This window comes from Selenobaculum gibii (assembly GCF_030273445.1).
Classification (GTDB): Bacteria; Bacillota; Negativicutes; order ICN-92133; family ICN-92133; genus Selenobaculum; species Selenobaculum gibii.
The window spans coordinates 1,808,044-1,829,970 of record NZ_CP120678.1; the positions used below are offsets into that span (position 1 = coordinate 1,808,044).

General features: G+C 37.6%; 15 protein-coding genes, 3 tRNA genes and 4 rRNA genes. 3 read left to right on the forward strand and 19 right to left on the reverse strand.

Annotation, left to right across the window (positions count from 1 at the left end; translation table 11 throughout):
• Positions 1 to 127 precede the first annotated feature (127 nt).
• The 17 genes from P3F81_RS08565 to P3F81_RS08645 all read right to left on the reverse strand — a co-directional run bounded on the left by P3F81_RS08565 (position 128) and on the right by P3F81_RS08645 (position 16,844).
• Positions 128 to 216 (reverse strand) — tRNA-Ser (locus P3F81_RS08565).
• A 16-nt stretch (positions 217 to 232) separates the two neighbouring features.
• Positions 233 to 308 (reverse strand) — tRNA-Trp (locus P3F81_RS08570).
• Positions 309 to 318: 10 nt separating this feature from the next.
• A tRNA-His gene (locus P3F81_RS08575) sits at positions 319 to 394 on the reverse strand.
• A gap of 47 nt (positions 395 to 441) precedes the next feature.
• Positions 442 to 558, reverse strand: a 5S ribosomal RNA gene (gene rrf, locus P3F81_RS08580).
• A gap of 4 nt (positions 559 to 562) precedes the next feature.
• Positions 563 to 679 (reverse strand): 5S ribosomal RNA (gene rrf / locus P3F81_RS08585).
• Positions 680 to 1,011: 332 nt separating this feature from the next.
• Positions 1,012 to 3,937, reverse strand: a 23S ribosomal RNA gene (locus P3F81_RS08590).
• A 245-nt stretch (positions 3,938 to 4,182) separates the two neighbouring features.
• Positions 4,183 to 5,739: ribosomal RNA gene (locus tag P3F81_RS08595) — 16S ribosomal RNA — on the reverse strand.
• Together the 16S, 23S and 5S rRNA genes with 3 tRNA genes alongside form the textbook arrangement of a ribosomal RNA operon.
• Positions 5,740 to 6,125: 386 nt before the next feature.
• Complete coding sequence (locus tag P3F81_RS08600; protein WP_147670571.1) at positions 6,126 to 7,160, reverse strand: PocR ligand-binding domain-containing protein; 1,035 nt, start codon at positions 7,158 to 7,160, stop codon at positions 6,126 to 6,128.
• A 154-nt stretch (positions 7,161 to 7,314) separates the two neighbouring features.
• A complete protein-coding gene (locus tag P3F81_RS08605) occupies positions 7,315 to 7,665 on the reverse strand; it encodes an Hpt domain-containing protein (RefSeq protein WP_147670569.1) in 351 nt (116 codons plus the stop codon).
• Between the two features lie 21 nt (positions 7,666 to 7,686).
• Complete coding sequence (locus P3F81_RS08610; RefSeq protein WP_147670567.1) at positions 7,687 to 9,276, reverse strand: response regulator; 1,590 nt, start codon at positions 9,274 to 9,276, stop codon at positions 7,687 to 7,689.
• A 504-nt stretch (positions 9,277 to 9,780) separates the two neighbouring features.
• Positions 9,781 to 11,268 (reverse strand): lysine--tRNA ligase, encoded by a 1,488-nt coding sequence (lysS, locus tag P3F81_RS08615; RefSeq protein ID WP_147670565.1) that lies wholly within the window; start codon positions 11,266 to 11,268, stop codon positions 9,781 to 9,783.
• A 36-nt stretch (positions 11,269 to 11,304) separates the two neighbouring features.
• Positions 11,305 to 11,778 carry a transcription elongation factor GreA gene (greA, locus tag P3F81_RS08620; protein WP_147670563.1) on the reverse strand — a complete coding sequence of 158 codons (474 nt, stop codon included), beginning with the start codon at positions 11,776 to 11,778 and terminating at the stop codon, positions 11,305 to 11,307.
• 198 nt (positions 11,779 to 11,976) lie between these two features.
• Complete coding sequence (locus P3F81_RS08625; protein WP_147670561.1) at positions 11,977 to 13,068, reverse strand: shikimate dehydrogenase; 1,092 nt, start codon at positions 13,066 to 13,068, stop codon at positions 11,977 to 11,979.
• A gap of 14 nt (positions 13,069 to 13,082) precedes the next feature.
• Complete coding sequence (locus tag P3F81_RS08630; RefSeq protein ID WP_147670559.1) at positions 13,083 to 13,979, reverse strand: DUF8754 domain-containing protein; 897 nt, start codon at positions 13,977 to 13,979, stop codon at positions 13,083 to 13,085.
• A gap of 74 nt (positions 13,980 to 14,053) precedes the next feature.
• Positions 14,054 to 15,013, reverse strand: coding sequence for a tRNA dihydrouridine synthase DusB (gene dusB / locus P3F81_RS08635; protein ID WP_147670557.1), 960 nt, complete (start codon positions 15,011 to 15,013; stop codon positions 14,054 to 14,056).
• Between the two features lie 71 nt (positions 15,014 to 15,084).
• The gene (locus P3F81_RS08640; protein WP_147670555.1) at positions 15,085 to 15,849 is read right to left on the reverse strand and encodes a type III pantothenate kinase; all 765 of its coding nucleotides are present in this window, start codon (positions 15,847 to 15,849) and stop codon (positions 15,085 to 15,087) included.
• 20 nt (positions 15,850 to 15,869) lie between these two features.
• A complete protein-coding gene (locus tag P3F81_RS08645) occupies positions 15,870 to 16,844 on the reverse strand; it encodes a biotin--[acetyl-CoA-carboxylase] ligase (RefSeq protein WP_147670553.1) in 975 nt (324 codons plus the stop codon).
• A gap of 238 nt (positions 16,845 to 17,082) precedes the next feature.
• Here P3F81_RS08645 and P3F81_RS08650 point away from each other — a divergent pair, with 238 nt between their 5' ends.
• The 3 genes from P3F81_RS08650 to P3F81_RS08660 all read left to right on the forward strand — a co-directional run bounded on the left by P3F81_RS08650 (position 17,083) and on the right by P3F81_RS08660 (position 20,048).
• The gene (locus tag P3F81_RS08650) at positions 17,083 to 17,760 is read left to right on the forward strand and encodes a response regulator (protein ID WP_147670551.1); all 678 of its coding nucleotides are present in this window, start codon (positions 17,083 to 17,085) and stop codon (positions 17,758 to 17,760) included.
• Positions 17,753 to 19,198 carry a sensor histidine kinase gene (locus tag P3F81_RS08655; RefSeq protein ID WP_147670548.1) on the forward strand — a complete coding sequence of 482 codons (1,446 nt, stop codon included), beginning with the start codon at positions 17,753 to 17,755 and terminating at the stop codon, positions 19,196 to 19,198. The genes P3F81_RS08650 and P3F81_RS08655 overlap by 8 nt, the downstream gene beginning before the upstream one ends.
• An 85-nt stretch (positions 19,199 to 19,283) precedes the next feature.
• Positions 19,284 to 20,048 (forward strand): hypothetical protein, encoded by a 765-nt coding sequence (locus P3F81_RS08660; RefSeq protein ID WP_147670546.1) that lies wholly within the window; start codon positions 19,284 to 19,286, stop codon positions 20,046 to 20,048.
• Positions 20,049 to 20,111: 63 nt separating this feature from the next.
• Here the strand turns inward: P3F81_RS08660 and P3F81_RS08665 are convergent, their stop codons facing one another.
• Positions 20,112 to 20,552, reverse strand: a complete 441-nt coding sequence (locus P3F81_RS08665) for a universal stress protein (RefSeq protein ID WP_147670544.1) — start codon at positions 20,550 to 20,552, stop codon at positions 20,112 to 20,114.
• A 107-nt stretch (positions 20,553 to 20,659) separates the two neighbouring features.
• A complete protein-coding gene (locus P3F81_RS08670) occupies positions 20,660 to 21,283 on the reverse strand; it encodes a LysE/ArgO family amino acid transporter (protein WP_147670543.1) in 624 nt (207 codons plus the stop codon).
• Positions 21,284 to 21,927: the final 644 nt, after the last annotated feature.

Sequence of the window (21,927 nt, forward strand, 5' to 3'; positions counted from 1 at the left end):
ATTAACGATATTTTAAAAGTTCCCTTTATCGTCATTTCTAATACAAAAATTTGAAAATTCATTCAAAATAGTAAAGAATACTAACAAAAAAAGCTTTGGATAAATCCAAAGCTTTACATTCCTATAATGGCGGAGTGGGTGGGGTTCGAACCCACGCACGCTTGCGCGTCTAACGATTTAGCAAACCGTCCTCTTCAGCCTCTTGAGTACCACTCCATGGACAATATAAAGTTGGCAGGGGCAGTAGGACTTGAACCCACAACCAATGGTTTTGGAGACCACTACTCTACCAATTGAGCTATACCCCTGTATATTATATGGGGTGACTAGTGGGAATCGAACCCACGAGTAACGGAGCCACAATCCGTCGTGTTAACCACTTCACCATAGCCACCATATAACAAAAGCCAAACGAATACTTATATTCATTTGGCCCTCTCTAACTAGCAACTACCTAACCTCCCAGGACGTTTCCATCCAAGTACTTTCGGCGTATATAGGCTTAACTACTGTGTTCGGTATGGGAACAGGTGGTACCCTATAGCTATCATCACTAGATTTCAACTGGCATCTACCTAACCTCCCAGGACGTTTCCATCCAAGTACTTTCGGCGTGTATAGGCTTAACTACTGTGTTCGGTATGGGAACAGGTGGTACCCTATAGCTATCGACACCAGATCCGTCTGTCTATAAACGCACATCTACTTCGTTACTGCTCAATCCGTTCAGTCAACGTAATTCTCATTACGCCTCCCTCTCTTCTTTCCGCTGCGCCTTGTATCTGCACATTTCTAGTCATCCGTGCTTTTTGAAGTGAACTTTCTTTTTAGATATGTTCCTTCAAAACTATACAGAAGAATTGAAATTAATCTTAACTACATTTTATTCTTGCTTTATTCCGCTTCGCTTAGATATGAAACTCACTCGCTCCATTTCTTTACGCTCGGAGTAAAGCGATTCGCTCAATCTACTTCATTCGCTTTCGCTCATGGTATATTGGCTCTCTGCTTTAAGTCAAGCCCTCGACCTATTAGTACCAGTCAGCTAAATACATTACTGTACTTACACATCTGGCCTATCTACCTTGTCTTCTTCAAGGGGTCTTACTAGATTACTCTATGAGAAACCTCATCTTAAGGCTGGTTTCACGCTTAGATGCTTTCAGCGTTTATCCTTTCCGAACGTAGCTACCCAACTGTACGCCTGGCGGCATAATTGGTACACCATTGGTTCGTCCACTCCGGTCCTCTCGTACTAGGAGCAGCTCCCTTCAAGTTTCTTACGCCCGCGATGGATAGGGACCGAACTGTCTCACGACGTTCTGAACCCAGCTCACGTACCACTTTAATGGGCGAACAGCCCAACCCTTGGGACCTACTTCAGCCCCAGGATGTGATGAGCCGACATCGAGGTGCCAAACCTCCCCGTCGATATGGACTCTTGGGAGAGATTAGCCTGTTATCCCCAGGGTAGCTTTTATCCGTTGAGCGATGGCCCTTCCACTCGGTACCACCGGATCACTAAGCCCTACTTTCGTACCTGCTCGACCTGTCCGTCTCGCAGTCAAGCTCCCTTCTGCCTTTACACTCTTCGCGCGATTTCTTGCCGCGCTGAGGGAACCTTTGGGCGCCTCCGTTACTCTTTCGGAGGCGACCGCCCCAGTCAAACTGCCCGCCTGACACTGTCTTGATGTTTGTTATTCATTCAGTTAGATTTTCAGTAAATAAAGGGTGGTATCCCAACATTGACTCCTATGATACTAGCGTACCATATTCTCAGTCTCCCACCTATCCTGTACATTATTTACCAAAAACCAATGTCAGGTTGCAGTAAAGCTCCATGGGGTCTTTCTGTCCAGTCGCGGGTAACCTGCATCTTCACAGGTATTTCAATTTCACCGGGTCCCTCGTTGAGACAGTGCCCAAGTCGTTACACCTTTCGTGCGGGTCGGAACTTACCCGACAAGGAATTTCGCTACCTTAGGACCGTTATAGTTACGGCCGCCGTTTACTGGGGCTTCAATTCAGATCTTCGAATTACTTCTAAACCCTCCTCTTAACCTTCCAGCACCGGGCAGGTGTCAGCACATATACTTCAGATTTCTCTTTCGCATGCACCTGTGTTTGTGGTAAACAGTCGCTTGGGCCTCTCTTCTGTCGCCTTCTTCAGCTCTGCTAGCTTGTAGCTTCACCAAAAATGGCTATCCTTTTCCCGAAGTTACGGATACATTTTGCCGAGTTCCTTAACGAGGGTTTTCCCGCGCACCTTAGGATTCTCTCCCCGCCTACCTGTGTCGGTTTGCGGTACGGGCACCTTTAATCTCACTAGAAGCTTTTCTTGGCAGCGTGGTCCAGTTAAATTCAATGTAATTGCTTACATCTTTCCGTCACTTCTCAGGTTTTTAAGATGCGGATTTGCCTACATCTCACCCTACCAGCTTAGACAGGCGTTTCCATCTGCCCGCTTAACCTTCCTTCTGCGTCACTCCATTGCTCAAACAATTATCGGTGGTACAGGAATCTTTACCTGTTGTCCATCGCCTACGCTCTTTGCCTCGGCTTAGGTCCCGACTTACCCTGAGTCGACGATCGTTGCTCAGGAAACCTTAGGCTTTCGGTGGGAAGGATTCTTACCTTCCTTTTCGCTACTCATACCGGCATTCTCACTTCTATACTCTCCAGCACTCCTTTCGGTATACCTTCGTCGTGTATAGAACGCTCCCCTACCCAACATACTTTAGTATGCTGACGCGACTTCGGTTCTGTGCTTTAGCCCCGGACATTTTCGGCGCAAAGCCTCTCGACCAGTGAGCTATTACGCACTCTTTAAATGGTGGCTGCTTCTGAGCCAACATCCTGGTTGTTTGTGAAGCTTTACATCCTTTGCCACTTAGCACAGCATTGGGGACCTTAGTCGGCGTTCTGGGCTGTTTCCCTTTTGACTACGGGTCTTATCACTCGCAGTCTGACTCCCAAGTACAAGTATAGCCATTCGCAGTTTGACTGGGTTCGGTAAGCTTTACGCCCCCTAGCCCGATCAGAGCTCTACCGTCTATACTTTTTACCTTGAGGCTAGCCCTAAAGCTATTTCGGGGAGAACCAGCTATCTCCGCGTTCGATTGGCATTTCACCCCTATCCACAACTCATCCCAAAACTTTTCAACGTTCACGGGTTCGGTCCTCCACTCAATTTTACCTGAGCTTCAACCTGGTCATGGATAGATCACTGCGGTTTCGGGTCTACAATATCTAACTTTCGCCCTATTAAGACTCGCTTTCGCTTCGGCTCCGTGTTTTCCACTTAACCTCGCTAGATACTGTAACTCGCCGGTTCATTCTTCAATAGGCACGCTGTCGCACATTTATAGTGCTTCAACTGCTTGTAGACATACGGTTTCAGGTTCTTTTCACTCCCCTCCCGGGGTTCTTTTCACCTTTCCCTCACGGTACTATACGCTATCGGTCGCCAAGGAGTATTTTGCCTTGGAGGGTGGTCCCCCCTGCTTCCCACAAGGTTCCTCGTGTCTCGTGGTACTCTGGATTCTGACCCACTTATTTATCTTTCATCTACAGGAGTTTCACCTTCTACGCTTGACTTTCCCAAGTCATTCGATTAGATAAATTTCGCTTTTTGTCAGTCCTCAACCCCAGTTGACCGAAGTCAGCTGGTTTGGGCTCTTCCCCGTTCGCTCGCCGCTACTTAGGGAATCTCATTTGATTACTTTTCCTCCGGGTACTTAGATGTTTCAGTTCCCCGGGTCTACCTTCTCATGCTCTTTGGCATGGATAACAGTACATTACTACTGCTGGGTTCCCCCATTCGGACATCCATGGATCAAGACTTACTTGCAGTTCCCCATGGCTTTTCGCAGCTTATCGCGTCCTTCTTCGGCTCTTGGCGCCTAGGCATCCGCCGTATGCCCTTAGTAGCTTGACTTACGTCATTTAAGCTCTAAGTTCATCATTTTTGATGCTTAGTTTGTTTTTTTGAATCCTAAAATGTCGTTAATTTACTCTCTCTTTTGAGAGGTTGATTAATTTCATTTGTTTCTTCTGTGTAGTTTTCAAAGAACATTTTTGAGTCAATACATACTTGTATTCCCTCAAAACTAATCAATGTAGATGCCAAATGTGTCGACCTGGATGACAAGAATTCTATTTCAAATTCTCATGTCTCCTTAGAAAGGAGGTGATCCAGCCGCACCTTCCGATACGGCTACCTTGTTACGACTTCACCCCAATCATCGGCCCCACCTTAGACGGCTAGCTCTCGTTAGAGTTACCCCACCGGCTTTGGGTGTGACTGACTTTCGTGGTGTGACGGGCGGTGTGTACAAGGCCCGGGAACGTATTCACCGCAGTATGCTGACCTGCGATTACTAGCGATTCCGACTTCATGTAGGCGAGTTGCAGCCTACAATCCGAACTGAGAGATTGTTTCTGGGGTTTGCTCCATCTCGCGATTTCGCTTCCCTCTGTCAATCCCATTGTAGTACGTGTGTAGCCCAGGACATAAGGGGCATGATGACTTGACGTCATCCCCGCCTTCCTCCGCGTTATCCGCGGCAGTCTCATTTGAGTTCCCACCTTTACGTGCTGGCAACAAATGATAGGGGTTGCGCTCGTTGCGGGACTTAACCCAACATCTCACGACACGAGCTGACGACAGCCATGCACCACCTGTTTTCTTGTCTTCCGAAGAAGAGGTACGTATCTCTACGTCTTTCAATCAATGTCAAGCCCTGGTAAGGTTCTTCGCGTTGCGTCGAATTAAACCACATACTCCACCGCTTGTGCGGGCCCCCGTCAATTCCTTTGAGTTTCAACCTTGCGGCCGTACTCCCCAGGCGGGGTACTTATTGCGTTAACTCCGGCACAGAAGGGGTCGATACCTCCTACACCTAGTACCCATCGTTTACGGCCAGGACTACCGGGGTATCTAATCCCGTTCGCTACCCTGGCTTTCGAGCCTCAGTGTCAGTTACAGTCCAGAAAGTCGCCTTCGCCACTGGTGTTCCTCCTAATATCTACGCATTTCACCGCTACACTAGGAATTCCACTTTCCTCTCCTGCACTCAAGAAAAACAGTTTCCATTCCATCACGGGGTTGAGCCCCGCACTTTTAAAACAGACTTATTTTCCCACCTGCGCTCCCTTTACGCCCAATAATTCCGGACAACGCTTGCCACCTACGTATTACCGCGGCTGCTGGCACGTAGTTAGCCGTGGCTTTCTCGTTTAGTACCGTCATTACCTCATACTATTCGCATAAGGCACATTCGTCCTAAACAACAGAGCTTTACGATCCTAAAACCTTCTTCACTCACGCGGCGTTGCTCCGTCAGACTTTCGTCCATTGCGGAAGATTCCCCACTGCTGCCTCCCGTAGGAGTTTGGGCCGTGTCTCAGTCCCAATGTGGCCGTTCATCCTCTCAGACCGGCTACTGATCGTTGCCTTGGTGGGCTGTTATCTCACCAACTAGCTAATCAGACGCAGACCCATCTTTTAGCGATAGCTTATATATAGAGGCCATCTTTAAATAACGAAACATGCATTTCATTATCAACATTCGGTATTAGCACCGCTTTCGCGATGTTGTCCCCATCTAAAAGGTAGGTTGTCTACGCGTTACTCACCCGTTCGCCACTAAGAATTACCGAAATAATTCTCCGTTCGACTTGCATGTGTTAAGCACGCCGCCAGCGTTCGTCCTGAGCCAGGATCAAACTCTCCAATAAATTTATTATTAGAAAGCCTAAATGGCTCAATAATTATCTTTTCTTTAAAAGAAATTGTTGTTACTTTTTTGTAACATTTGTTTTGTGTTTCGTTTAAAACGAAACCCGCACATCTGGCATAATTGAATCAAGTAATACATTACTTAATATCTACATTGTTTAGTTTTCAAGGAACACTTGGTTGCTGGCGAACCAGCTCATTTATATTAACACAATCAAGGATTGTTGTCAACATATTTTTTTGAAATTCTTTTTGATGAATTTCTTTTTAGTTAGTGCCGTAAGCGTTTCCCGCTGACGACTTTTATTATGATATCAGAAGAAATGTGCCTTGTCAACATATTTTTTGAAAAATCGACAAGGCATTGCATTCTTATTTTATTAAATTATTTTTCGTGTGCTAAATTATATAATTCAGCTGCTGTTTCTGATAATTTTACTAGTTCGTTTGCTACGCTTTCAATTGCGCTAGTCTGTTGACTAACAATTTCTAATGTAGCTGCCCCTTTATCTACAGTTTCATTTACAGATGAATTAATCATCCCTGTAAATTCTCTTATTTTTTCTACGGTTTCTTTCGAATTGCCGGATAACTTGCGAATTTCTTGAGCAACAACACCAAATCCAGCACCAGCTACGCCTGCACGAGCAGCTTCAATAGACGCATTTAATCCCAGCAATTGTGTTTCATTCGCAATATCTTTGATTAAATCTGTCACTTCGTTAATTTTTACTGAAATAAGATTTACATTTTTAATTTCATTATTTAAATTATTCTGATTTTCATTTACATCATTTGCTGATGCCGCTAATTCTTCCATCGTCGCAGATACATGCATTAGTTTTTCATTAATAGTTTCAGACATATCTTTTAAACAGAATTTATAATATCCCATTTGAGAAAATGCATTTGCCATTAAAAATAAAACATTTGCCGCTGCCTCTAAATTTTCCCGTGGCATATAATTAATCTCACGAACCGCTGCAACATATTTCTCTGGATTAACGCCAATTTCTTCTGCAATTTTTCTGTATTTGCTTTCTACTAACGGTTCAGTTAAAACTTGACCTCCTAAAATTGAACCAATCTGCTTCCCATTTAACATAATTGGAGCTGCAAAATCCATCAAACCAGCATGACATTCATAAATTGCAGGTCTACCATTTTTTGCTGATGTTTCTCCACCAATACGGTCACACTCCATACAACGCTTATTTCCAATTGGTGAATTACGCGTATATTCCATGCAAAATTTTGTCCAGTAACTAGGGCGTGTTATTGGATTTCCTTCTAAATCAACAGTAACAGCTGTCATTCCTAAACTTTTTGCAAAAGAATCTTGGAATGCTTGCAGAAACTTCATATCAAAAACATCTTCTACTTTTAAATTTTCTAAATCCTTTTCAATATTATTTGTCATAAACAATCACCTTTCTTCTTTATTATTTTATTTATAATCGAAAATTCATATTTTTAATTTTATGAATTTTCTGTTTATTTTTCCGTTAGAACCAGCTAACCTCATCTTTTAGATAACGCCAGCCAGCCTATTGAGCACACCCTATGTATCTTCTTCATTTAAAATTTATCTCTGTAAGTATTCTTTGTAACTCTTCTTTTAACTCTCTCAGCCTTTTTTCTATTTCCAAATCATCCTCAGTAATAATAGCTTTTTCTAGTTCCATCGCTTTTTCCCGCATATTAGTTATTCCTAAATTAGCTGATGTTCCTTTTATCGTATGAGCTAAAAGTCGAGCATCCTCATAATTTTTTTTATTAATAAGTTCTTTTACTTCCCCATCAGCATTTTTATATGAATTTATGTACTTATTAAATAAACGATTGAATAAATTTATATTTCCCCCTAACCGTTCCATAACATCGGCTTCATTAATAAAACTATAACAGATTTGTTTTTTCTCCATACTAACACCTCAAAATTTCAGCTATAAGTCCTTTGTGTTCCAAAAATTAGCATCTTTTTTAATAAAGTCTCTAATATGAATCAACTTTAACGCTAAATTTATTTGAGTACGAACATTGATATCGTCAATGGATGATTCTAAAATCTCTTCTATTTTTTGTTTACGCCATAAAACAGTATTTGGATGTATAAATAAACTAGCAGCAACACTTTTTATACTATTTGAAAAGATTAATTGTTCTAACGTTAACAAAAGTTCACTATTATTTTTACAATCATGCTGAATGATCTTCCCCAATGCATTATCGATAAAACGCTCTATATCCATTTTTTCAAAGGTATGAACAATAACTTCATATAATCCATTTTGCGAATAATCCAAGATAGCAACATCACGATTCTCATCTATTGCCATCATTAATCCAGCTAAAGCATCATAATATAATTGTTTAAAGTTAAGAATCATTCCTCTCGTAGTCGATACCCCAATACGAATTACTATTTTGGGAAATCGCATTTCTATTGACTCCTTTAAAAGTCCTGCAATTCTTTCCACATCGCCCATACTGCTTGGATACTGCATAAGTATACCTATACCAAAATTACTGTTCCATATCCATCCATAACCCTTTTCAATTAACCATTCTCCGATGCTTGCACGAATATTTTCTGGAGAATATGCCGTTTCATCTAACAGAGAGGTCGAAACCACATAACAAACTAATGGTTTTTGATTCTCAATTCCATATACGCTTAATAGTTGATTTTGCTGTTCTTGACTATATCCTCCCGTTAAAACACTGTTAAAAAAGCGACTGCGTTTTTGATATTCATATGTTAAATCGACTTTTCTCTCGGTCAGACGGCGTTCTGTTATATCTTGAACATGGGCGGAAATTATCTTTTTGTTATGAACGGAATTATCCATAATCGACATCGTAATTTGCAAAATGAAACGATTTGCACCAATAAATTCTGTCTCAAATTCAAAATTTTCTTCTGAGTTTATCACAGCTTCTATCGCAATCATAAATTGCTTCTGTAAATACTTCGGCAAACATTCAAGCAGATTTATGTTAACAAATTGTTCAGGAATTTCAGGAAAATAAACATGGTAATTACCAAACAATTCAAGAATCTCAGCTTTCTCATTCATAATAATTGCCGCATCTGAAATAGAACTAGCAAAATTCTTTAAAAGAGCTAGAGACTTCTTATGTCCTTGCTGCAATATTAATTGATTTTTTATTTTAGCATTAATAACCGTAAGATTATAAGGCTTTACAATATAGTCAACGGCTCCTAACTCTAACCCTTTCGTTACATCTTCTGTATCCGCTAAGCTGGTTAGAAACATAATAGGGATATGCATCGTTCTAATATCTTTTTTTAATAATTTGCACACTTGATACCCATCCATATCTGGCATCATAACATCTAACAGTATTAAATCTGGGATTTCTTTTTTTATATATTTTAAAACTTCTTTTCCACTATAGGCAGCCGTTAAATGACGTTCTTCATCGGCAATACCCGCCATTAATATTTCAACATCAGTCTCACTATCATCAGCAATTAAAATTTTATATTGATTTTTCTTTTTACTATTCATCTACATTCCACCTAATTATTTTTCCGTCCAAATTCTTTATTTAAACTAAATTCGCTATTGATAAAACATTTTCCTACATATAAAATTTTTTCACTATTTTTTTATAAAAAAATATAAATCTAGGACAAATTCACTGTTTTATTTTCCAAAACTTATTTTTATGTAAATTAATATCATATTGTGCACTATTCTTATTATATATGAATAGTAAGGAGTTTTTCCAATAAATCATAAATAAAAATTTATAAAAATTATTAACCCTTTCATATTCCTATGAATTCTAATTAAAAACCACGTACTAAACTCCAGTACGTGGCATAATTTTATAAAGAACAAAATTCTATTTTTTATTTTAGATCGAAATCCATCAGACTAAACATATCAACCTTATCAACCTTAAACTAAAAAGATGCTATCCAAATAAAATTATAATAATGGATAGCATCTTTCACTTATTAGATAAAAGCAATTTGTAACCGCATTTTTGCAATGTAAATTACAAGTTTATTTATGTCTCATATGTGGGAATAAAAGAACATCACGAATTGATGTGCTATCAGTTAAGAACATAACTAAACGGTCAACACCAATTCCCAAACCACCTGTTGGAGGTAGCCCATATTCAAGTGCCGTTACATAATCATGATCCATCATATGAGCTTCATCGTCACCGGATTCGCGTTGTTTTGCTTGCTCCAAAAAACGACCTTCTTGATCAATAGGGTCATTTAACTCGGAGAATCCATTTGCAAGTTCTCTTCCATAAATAAATACTTCAAACCGATCCGTATTTTCAGGCTTTTCTTTATTTCGCTTTGCAAGTGGCGATATTTCTGTTGGGTGACCAGTAATAAACGTAGGTTGAATCAAATGTTCTTCTACTTTATCTTCAAATATGGCATTTAAAATACCACCAATACCATGATTTTTTTCATATTTTACGCCTAGTTTATCAGCAATTGCACGAGCTCCATCAATAGTAGTAACATTACTAAAATCTTCACCTGTGTATTTTTCTACAGCTTCTGTCATGCTAAGGCGCGTCCAAGGTGAGCCAAGGTCAATCTCTGTTCCTTGATAGTTTATTGTTGCTTTACCCAGCACTTCTTTAGCAATACTTACAACAATTCCTTCTGTAAGTTCCATTAAATCATTATAGTCCGCAAATGCTTGATAAATTTCTACCGACGTAAATTCAGGATTATGACGAATAGAAATGCCTTCATTTCTAAATACACGCCCTAATTCATAAACTTTTTCAAAACCGCCAACAATTAAGCGTTTTAAGTAAAGTTCCGGAGCAATGCGTAAATATAAATCCATATCTAGCGCATTGTGATGAGTGATAAACGGACGAGCTGCAGCCCCGCCGGCAATTGGATGCATCATTGGAGTTTCTACTTCTAGGAAATCTCTTGCATCTAAATATCCACGCATCGCTTTAATAATTTTACTGCGTAATACAAAAGTATCTTTTACTTCTGGATTTACAATTAAATCTAAGTAACGTTGACGATAACGAGTTTCTACATCTTTTAATCCGTGGAATTTTTCCGGTAATGGACGAAGTGATTTCGATTGAATCTCAAAATTAGTTACTTTTAAACTGATTTCACCACGTTGTGTTCTAAACACAATTCCTTCCGCCCCAATAATATCACCAATATCAAGAAGTTTGAAATTCGAATAAATTTCTTCTCCCAATACATCTTGGCGAAAATAAAGCTGTATTTTTCCACTCATATCACCTACCGTAGTAAAACTAGCTTTACCATGTCCACGTACTGCCATTAAACGACCCGCAACACTTACCGTTTTTCCTTCTAATTCTTCAAAATTATCTATAACATCCTTCGCATGATGCGTATAAGCATAACGGCGACCAAAAGGTTCAATACCTTTTTCAGCAATCGCAGCCATCTTTTCACGACGAACTTTCATTAATTCATTTAATTCATCATTTTGAAGTTGTTGTTCATTTACTTCACTCATTAAAAACTTCTCCTCCAGCACTTACAACTTTCCCAGTTATCTTTTTATTTCAACAATTCTATATTGTAAAACCCCTGCTGGTACATGTACTTCTACTGTACTACCAACTTTTTGCCCAATAATAGCAGAACCTACAGGAGATTCATTGGATATTTTAAACTCAGTAGGATCCGCTTCTGCTGAACCTACCAAAGTATATTCTAAATCTTCATTGAACTCAAGGTCTTTAATAATAACAGTACAACCTAAATGAACTGTATCATTATTAGCACCTTCTTCAATGATATGGCTATTACGAAGCATTTTTTCAAGAGTCATAATTTCCCCTTCAATAAATGCTTGTTCATTTTTTGCATCTTCATATTCAGAGTTTTCGCTGATATCACCGAATTCAATTGCTTGTTTGATGCGTTCAGCTACTGCACCTCTACGAACAGTTTTTAAGTGATCCAGCTTCTCTTCAAGCTTTTTTAAACCCTCTTCAGTAAGCATTACCTGCTTTTCAGCCATCTAAAATATCCCCTTTTATACAATCTATTTTGTTTCTAGTAAATAAAAATAATCATGATTTCTATTATAAAAATCAAAAATCAGTGCTTTAGGCAATATAAATAGTGTCAAGTATAACTTGACACCTAGTCAATCCCTGCCTAACTGATTATTCATCATTATATGTTTTTTTTAAATCTTTGTCAATTACTTCTAAGTCTATCCTACATCTTGAATTGTTTTTTTTACATTTTTTAATTTTGCTTTTATCGCCTCAATTTTTTCTAAAGTTACAGGCTTTTCAAAACTTCTAAGCCCAGCCAATTTAAATCCATGTTTTTTTGCTAAACCCCCTATTACTTTTATTTGCTTAACTGTTAAGTCCCTACCAATGGTAAAGTTCTCGTATCTCTTTTCCAAAGCTAAAATCATAGTCTCAGCAATGCAAGCATAAGCAGTGTTTACAGGAAAGCCAAAATTTATTCCAAAATCTATATCACCAGGAATTTCAACAACGCCGCCTTCAATCACCAATACATCATCACGTATTTCATTTACCAATTTAGATACATTTCGCGGTCTAGCAACGTCACAAACGATTGCCCCTGTTTTCAAATCCTCTGGCATAATAATGCTATCAACTGCACTCGTTACCGTAATAATAATATCAGCTTTCTTTACTGCACTTTGTATTTGATTCGTTACCCTAACCGCAACTCCATGTTCACGGAAAATTTTATTTGCGAGCTTTTCTAATTTATTTACATTTCGTGCAGCTAAGGTTAACGCTCTTACTTCATCTGCTAAAATACATGCACACGCAGCACCAATCGAACCCGTTGCCCCTAAAATCAAAACATTTGCATTATATAAGTCTATTTCCATTAATTTTGCAGCTAATTTAGTCCCTTCTATCGCAGTCGCTACGGTATAGCTATTTCCAGTTGTTACAGGAATCGATAAATTTTTTGCTATTGTAATCCCTGCATCCCCAACAACAGACGTAAACGCACCAAGACCTAAAATTTTTGCTCCTAATTTTTCTGCTAATTTTCCTGTTTTAATTATTTTCTTAATCACATATTCTTGCGGTAACTCAAGAATCTGTTTAGATGTAAGCGGACAGGCAACAAAATTCCCTTCCACTTGATTATATTTAGATTTTACTCCACTAATTTTTGAAACTTTTAATGGCGGAAGCCATCTCATAAAATATTCCAATAACTCCGGCGGACAATATTTTGCATAAGAAAATTTATGAATTAAATCTTCCGGTGATAATGGATGTACAACAAATGCGAATTGTTCCATACTCTTAAATCACCTCAAAAAAATTGAATTCGTGGCTTTAATCCATATTTTTGGATTAGCCATTCATAATCATTTTGTTTCATTGCGCCTCCTTTGTTTGCCAATGCTACTAATACAGCTTCAATAACATTTGTTCCAAAAGACCGTCCTTCTAATAACGGTGTAGTCGTAATTAATAATTTGATTCCTAACGTTCTGAGTAAAAATTCATCCTCTTTCGTTACTGTATTGGTAATAATAATTTTCCCCTCAAGCTTTGGAGGTAAATTTCGTTTAATTATATGAAAATCACCAGCAATTACATCTGCATCAAGAAAATATTTTGTATAATGCGGATTCATTTGCTCTTGCGCTTTTCCTGTTGGATAAAGATATCGAATTGGAACCTGTGTAATAATTGGTAGAATAAGTTTGGCCGCAAAATTAAGAACTGTGAGGTGATGAATAGGAATCGGTATACTAAGCCCATAGAGCAAATCGCCAAATACAATATTTTTTGATATTTTCGACAAACTTCGTGCCATACCAAATCTATCTACCCCACAGACAAGTAACACTGATAAATTTTGAAAATTTATCACTTTATTATCTTGCAGCTTATAAATCACTTTTTCTTCTAGCGTATTTTTTAATCCACTCCCATCGACAATAGGAGTCTTTTTCACGATCTGCAGCAATTTTTTTGATTCTTTAAATGTATATTGTTTATCTCCCGCATATATGTATAAATCTGTTCCACCCAACCCAAAAGCATCTACTTTTCCATCAAGCTCCTGTAAATGCTGCCTGAGCACCTGCACATTTCCATCTGTTCCGATCCGTTTAATACTAACTTCTTCTCCTGCAAAATGTGTAACCACTTGATGATCTCGAGTTGATGAACCCAAACTAATACTTACAATTCGTTTCATAATCTCACCAGCTTAAAATAAAAATAACTACAGTCGATTGACTGTAGTTATTTTGTCCAAAAAAAAATTTTTTACTATATATCAGCTTCATCCAGTACACGAATAAAATCCGCTCTTGTCTCTGCTTGATTAAATTTTAATCTTAATTCCGAAGAATGTGCCAATCCCTTGGTGTACCACGTTGCATGCTTTCTCATTTCCCTAGCTCCAATATAATCGCCTTTATGCTCAATTAGCATATCCAAATGACGAATAATTACTTCTCTCCGCTGGGCAAAATTAGCTGACGGCAACTCCTCTCCAGTTAATAAGTAATGTGTTAATTGACGAAAAATCCATGGATTCCCTTGTGCCGCCCGTCCAATCATCACAGCATCACAGCCAGTATGAGCAAAAATTTTCTTCATATCCCGACATGTGCGAATATCCCCATTTCCAATTACAGGAATACGAATATTTTGTTTGACTTCGGCAATGATATCCCAATCCGCTTGTCCTGAGTAGTAAGCTTCACGTGTTCTCCCATGAACGGCAACTGCTGCAATCCCCGCTGCTTCTGCAAGTTTTGCCATTTCGACAACATTTACCGTATTATCGTCCCAGCCTTTACGAAATTTAACTGTAACCGGTAATTTTACCGCCTTTACTACGCTTTCCATAATAGAAAATGCAATTTTCGGAGTTTTCATCAAAGCTGACCCCTCATGGTTTTTCGTTACTTTTGGAGCCGGACACCCCATATTGATATCTAAAATATCTGCAACGCCTAGACTCTCTACATATTTTGCCGCTTCACTGATACTTTGCGGCTCCGCTCCAAACAATTGCAAAGAAATCGGTCGTTCAGCTTGATCAGTTTCTAGCATTTCCAAAGTATGTGAATTACGATAATTAATCCCCTTATCGCTGACCATTTCCGAGTAAACAAGCCCACACCCAAGCTCTCTCGCTAAAATTCGATAAGGTAAATCTGTAACTCCAGCCATTGGCGCTAAAAAAACTGGATTCGCGATCTCTACATTGCCTATTTTCACCCCATAAACCTCCTAAAAACGAATCGCCCGAACTCAAATAGCACGAGCGACAAAAAACTTTATCAACCTTATTATGAATTTCGTTTATATAATATATACAAACCATCTAATGTAAGAAAAGGCTCTACAATATCAATCGCCTTTGATTGTTTTGCAATTAAATTTGCTAAACCACCCGTTGCAACGACCTTTGCATCTTTGCCTAATTCCTCTTTCATCCGTCGAACAATTTCATCTACTTGCCCAGTAAATCCAAAGATAATTCCCGATTGCATACTTGCTACCGTATTGCGACAAATCACAGACTTCGGTGTAACAAGTTCAATCCTTGGTAACTTAGCTGCACGCTGAAATAAAGCCTCTGTTGAAATTCCAATTCCAGGCGCAATCGCGCCACCTAAGTAATCACCATTATCATCAATTGCACAAAATGTTGTTGCTGTACCAAAATCAATAATAATTAAGGGACCGCCGAACTTTTCATATGCACCAACAGCATTGACAATACGATCCGCTCCAATTTCACGCGGATTTTCATATTTTAATCGGATCCCCGTTTTTATTCCTGGTCCAACAATTAACGGCTCAATATTAAAATAGCGCTTACACATTTTTGAAATAGGTACAACAAGCGGCGGTACAACCGAAGAAATAATAATCGCCTGAATATCTTTTACATTTAATTTATGATGTTCAAATAAATTGTTAATTAGCAAACCATATTCATCACCGGTTTTTTGCCGATCTGTAGAAATTCTCCAATGGCGTAATAGTTGCTCGCCTTTATATGCACCCAATACAATATTACTATTGCCTATATCAAATACCAATAACATTTATAAATTCCTCCATCATTTTACGTTTTCGGCCTAATGGATACATCTCCAGCTAAAACACGCTCAACCCCATTTTCTGTTTCTACTAACAACGCACCATCTTCATCAATATCTTTTGCAATTCCAGAAAAAGTTTGATCAATCCCAATTACATTTACTGCTTGTCCTAATGTAATCGAATATGTTTTCCATTCGTTTAATATATGAAGGAACCCATTCTTTAATATTTCTAGATAAGCACTTTCTAATTCTACTAAAACTTGACTCAATAATTCTTTTCGCTCTATTGCATTGCCACTTATCGCTTGCAGAGATGTAGCAATCCTCTGTAACTCTTCAGGAAACTCTGCCTGCGCAATATTCACATTAATCCCAATACCAATCACAATATAATTCACGGCATCCATTTCCGCATTCATTTCCGTTAAAATACCAACAAGCTTTTTTCCTTCGTAAAATATATCATTTGGCCATTTTATCCCGCAACGAATTCCTGTGAATTTTTCAATAGCTTTCGTTACAGCTACAGCTGTCACCAACGTACATTTTGATGCATGTTGTGGTGCAAAAGATGGACGTAAAATAACAGATAGCCAAATTCCTTTACTTGCCGGCGAAAAAAATCCTCTTGAAAGCCTGCCTCGTCCACTATTTTGTGCTTCGCTAACTACAATTGTCCCCTCGACGGCTCCATCTGCAGCCAATTTTTTTGCTTCATTATTCGTCGAATCTGTGTCAAAAAAATGAACAACTTCTTTCCCCAGTAAATCACTTTTTAAAACAGACTTCACCTCATTCGGCAGCAATAAATCTGGAGTCCCCATTAGGGCATATCCACGTTTGGCATGACTGACAATCTCATATCCAGTCTGTTTCAATTCCCTAATATGTTTCCAAATTGCTGTTCTTGAAACATTTAAGTGTTTTGCAATCTCTTCTCCTGAAATATAATTTCCCGCCCTGCTTCTTAGCAGTTTTAGCACACTAGAACGCATATTTTTATGCTCCTTAATCTCACTTTCTATATTCAATAGCACTAATCAACCTAATCATAACGTATCATTTGTTGATAATCAAACAATATTATACAAAAATACAAGATATTTTTTCACTATTAAAGATACAGCAAAAGTTCACCTTAAACTATTCTTCAAAATATAAAATGTAAGTATTTATAATTCCAAGCAAATATGATAGCATATTTGTAAATATGTCACAATATAGCGAGGGATAATTTTAATGAAAATTTTAATTGCTGACGATGAATCTTCGATTCGCGAGGTCGTAGCTCTTTATTTAAAGAAAGAAGGTTTTACTGTCTTAACAGCTCGTGACGGTGAAGAAGCATTAACAATCGAAACAAATGAGCGACCTGACTTACTCATTTTAGACATCATGCTACCAAAACTTACAGGACTTGAGATTTGTCAATCGATTGAGCGTTCTGTTCCTGTTATTTTTCTTACAGCAAAAACAGCCGAGGAAGATAAAATTACAGGCTTCTCTTTAGGTGCTGATGATTATATTACCAAGCCATTCAGCCCTCGAGAATTAGTTGCTAGAACAAAAGCAGTCCTACGTCGTAGTGGATTGCTTCATGAATCAGATAATAATCTCTCTGTTGACGGAATGATGATCAACCAAGCACTAAAATCAGTTACAATCAATCAAAAAGAAATCTCCTTATCACCAAAAGAATTTGAACTACTCTCTTTTTTAATCCGCCATCCAAAACAAACCTTTTCCAGAGAGCAACTTTTAACAAATATATGGGGCTATGATTACGATGGAGATGGCCGAGCAGTTGATGCAACAATAAAACGACTTCGTCAAAAAATTGCCCATCCAGATTACAATTACATTCACACGATACGTGGATTTGGCTATAAATTTGAGGTTCAACATGATTAAATCACTCTTTGGAAAAATTTTCACCGCACATATTGCATTAATCTTAATTTTCACCTTAACGTTAGGCTTATTTCTTTCTCATGTCATCACTGAATACCTCATTGAAAGCAAACGTGATGATCTCTATAACAAGGGCATTGCCGCTGCCAGATTTCTTGATGCTGCATTTTACAATGAAAAAGTTCTAAACGAATTAATTGATGGATTAAGCGAATTATCTGGTTCGCAAATGTTTCTCATGGATAAAAACGGCATGATTTGTGCCGGAGTAGAACCTGGTCCACGTCCTCGCGAAGGACGAGAAATCCGCAATGGACAAAATCACAGTAAACATCATCAAAAGTTACTTGAAAAGGCCAAAATCGCATTTGAGCAAAATACGCCATGTTCTTGGATACAAAAAACGCCTCAAAACGATGAAGATCCTGCGATCTCTGTTGTAATTCCCTTAAAAGATCATCCTGATGTTGCCCTATTTATGCGAACCCCTATTCAAGGGCTTACGAAAACCTCTAGCGCAATTACAAACTTATTGTTATCTTGTTTAATCGCCACTTTAGTTCTAGCTGCTGTCCTGGCTTATTTTGTTTCACGCAATCTAACCAAACCAATTTCTGATATCACTAAAGCAGCACAAAATTTTGCCAAGGGCGATTATAGTAGCCGAACCAACGCCATTGGAACAGATGAAATTGGAAAGTTAGGGAATACTTTTAATGCAATGGCGACAAGTCTTGCTACCATTGAAAAAAATCGTCGTGAATTTTTTTCAGATGTAACACATGAATTAAAAACTCCATTAGCCGCAGTACAAGCTTTGACTGAAAGCATGTTAGATGGTGTTATTAATAGTAAAGAAGAACGGCAACGTTATCTAAGCACGATTGTAAAAGAAACGAATCGCATGAATCATTTAATTAATGATTTATTAGATTTAGCGCGTCTAGAGTCGTTATCTACAGATTTTAAGAATGAAAAACTTTCTCTTAAAGATTTTACTGATTCGCTACAATTAAAATACAGCTCCCTCTTAGAAGATAAAAATCTGCATTTTTCTTTCTTCTATGATAAAAACATTACTCATATTATCACTGACATTCGTTATTTTGAACAAATTTTTGCTAACTTAATCAGTAATGCAATTCGCTATTCTTTCCCTGATACAATCATTAAAATTACCTTTGCCCGGACTTCGCAACTTTTCCAAGTCGCCGTTGAAAATTCAGGGCACGGTATTCCCGAAAAAGATTTACCATTTATTTGGGATAGATTTTATAGAGTGGACAAATCACGCTCGCGCGAAAATGGTGGTACTGGCTTAGGGCTTTCAATTACAAAACAATTAGTAGAGCGCATGGGAGGAACTATTACTGCTCAAAGTACCATAGATGATAAAACTACTTTCAAATTTACTCTTCCTCAGATGAAAAGCTCATAAAAATTTTCTAATCTATCACTTTGTCACAGCTTTGTCATATTATTGCTTTATAGTAAAGTCAAACAAAGAGATGGAGGGATACAGCATGAAAGTATCTAATTTAAAAACAAAACTTTTAACAAAAAAATTTATTGCGCTAGCATTAGCTGGAACATTTGCCCTTGGAGGATTTGCTTTAACAAATTTACCTGAATCTATCGCTAATGCCGCAGCAAAATCGACGCAAAATTTTGATTGCCCAACAATGCACCCACGCTTCGGCGGAGATCAACAAATAACAAATGAAGAAATGGCGAAAAATATGGAACAATGCTTTGGAATTAGCCAGCAATCCATTCTAGATTATCACAATCAAGGTTGGCAAATGCATGATTTGCATCGAGCCGCTTCTATCGCTAAATTAAGCGGTAAACAAATAGGAGATATATTGAACGCAAAAACTACAACAAATACTTGGAGAGATGTTGCTGACTCTTTTGGCGTGACTAAAGAACAAATGAATGAGTTTAGGCAACAATTAATGTCTGAACGTATTGCAAAATCGACAGGAATGAATAAATCTATACTTAATCAACTTGTAAAAGAGGGCTACCATCCACATGATATCGTGATGGCAAATGCATTAGCTGAGAAATCTGGGAAAGATATTAAATCTGTATTGAGCATGAAGCAAATCAATAATCATTGGAAAGATATTGCTTCCCAACTTGGTATCGATGATAATGGATATCAAGAATGTCGTGAGCAAATCAAAAATTGCTTTGATGGGGATAGACCTTTTGGCAAACATGGTAATTTTCATCAAGGTGGGCGTAAAGACGGACATGGACCTCATAACAGAATGAATTAGGATGATTAAATAAAAAAAGCAATCAATTGATTGCTTTTTTTATTTAATCTTTTCTATAAATCTTTATTTAACAACTAAAACTGGAAAATGCCCTCTAGTTAGTAAAAACTGACTTACACTTCCCAGCAACATACTTTCGGCTAAATTTAAACCTCTTGACCCCATGATAATCAGAGAACTATTTAATTCTGAAGCTGTGGCTAGAATAGTTTCTGCTGGAAGCCCTGTTTTGCAATGAATATTTACTTTCATTCCTCTTGGTACATTTTTTACCACTCTTTCAAGAACTTTTTTCCCAGAGGTTTTCAAATTTTCTAAAACTTCAGCTGGTAGATTTAAATCACTTTTTAAATGATTTCCACCGGTAATCCCTGTAATATTTGCAACATATAAGAAATCAATCGTCCCTTCACTCAATTGAGCCAAGTTTATCGCTTTTTGTGCCGCCCGTTCAGAAATTTCTGATCCATCCACAGGAACTAAAATACGTGAAAAATCATTCATAAAAAGTCCTCCTTGCAGTAATTTTAATTTATCTATTTCTCTAAATAAATATAAAATCCTTCATTTGGTAGATACCGAAATCCAATTAGCCTTGTTCATCTAGTATCTTACAAGAATTTACTATTCAAAATCAAATTATATATTAACATTAAAGCTGTTCCCCAAATAAAAAGAGATGATATTTTATTTATTATTTTTATTTTATTTCCTAAGTTATCGGCAGCCCCCAAACATCGCCCTGCGAATGCAAGCAAAAAAAACCATATCCAAGAAACCAAGATACATGCGAATGTAAACAAGATTTTTTCTTCATTTTCATACTGTAAAGAACTTGTACCAATCACTCCTATAATGTCCAAAAAGGCATATGGATTAAGAAAAGACACAGACATAGCAAAAACAATCTGCTGTTTAGGCGAAAATGCTTTTACATTCACACCTGCCAAATCACCACAATTTCGCCAATTGATATATCCCATATAAAGTAAAAATAATATTCCGCATACTAACAAACAATCTTTTAATACACGAAAATGTATAAAAACCATAAATACTCCGCTGACTGATAAAATAATAAGGATAGTATCACTAATTGCCGCCGTTACAACTACAGGAATTGCATATAACAGTTTTCTTTGGACGATTCCTTGCTGAAAAACAAATAAATTTTGTACCCCCAAAGGTAAAATTAAACCTAAAGCTAAACAAAAACCATGAACAAATGCGATCATTTTCAATCTCCTCAACTAAAGCTTTTCTTTATCCAGCAACTAAGTAACTCTAAGACTTTTCACTTCTATAAGTTTGAGTCTAAAATAGTTTAATTTCTGGATAGGGATGACGCGATTCAAACAGAATAAGATTTCCATCTGAATCACGTCTACTTTATTATAAAGAATCTATCTTTCCATGTCTCCATCCAATCGGTTTATTTTTATACTATCCAATTGTTGAAGACGATGTTTATCATGAGTTATGGCTACATGAGCCTCCTCCATTACCATTAAGTCGCCTCATAGACAATCCCCAAAGGAGGATTTTACATATGGCTAAAAATAAATAAGCCGATATCAATTTATAAGCTATTTAAAGGCGCTCTCTCTTATCATATTTTGGTCAATCCAGGAAATCTTTACGATAATCTAAGTAATACTAATTTGCGCATTGCATATGCATATGCTAATATAAACGATTTAATTTATTCACTTCAGAAACTATCTGAACTAATTAAAATTGAATTTTAAAAATAGGAATAAAGTCCTCCCAAAAACATAAAAAATCTGCTATATTCTATCAGATTATAGCAGGAAAATTATTCTTAAAAATAGAATTTTTAACTAATTATATTTTTCGTTCTATTCTCGAATCTACATTA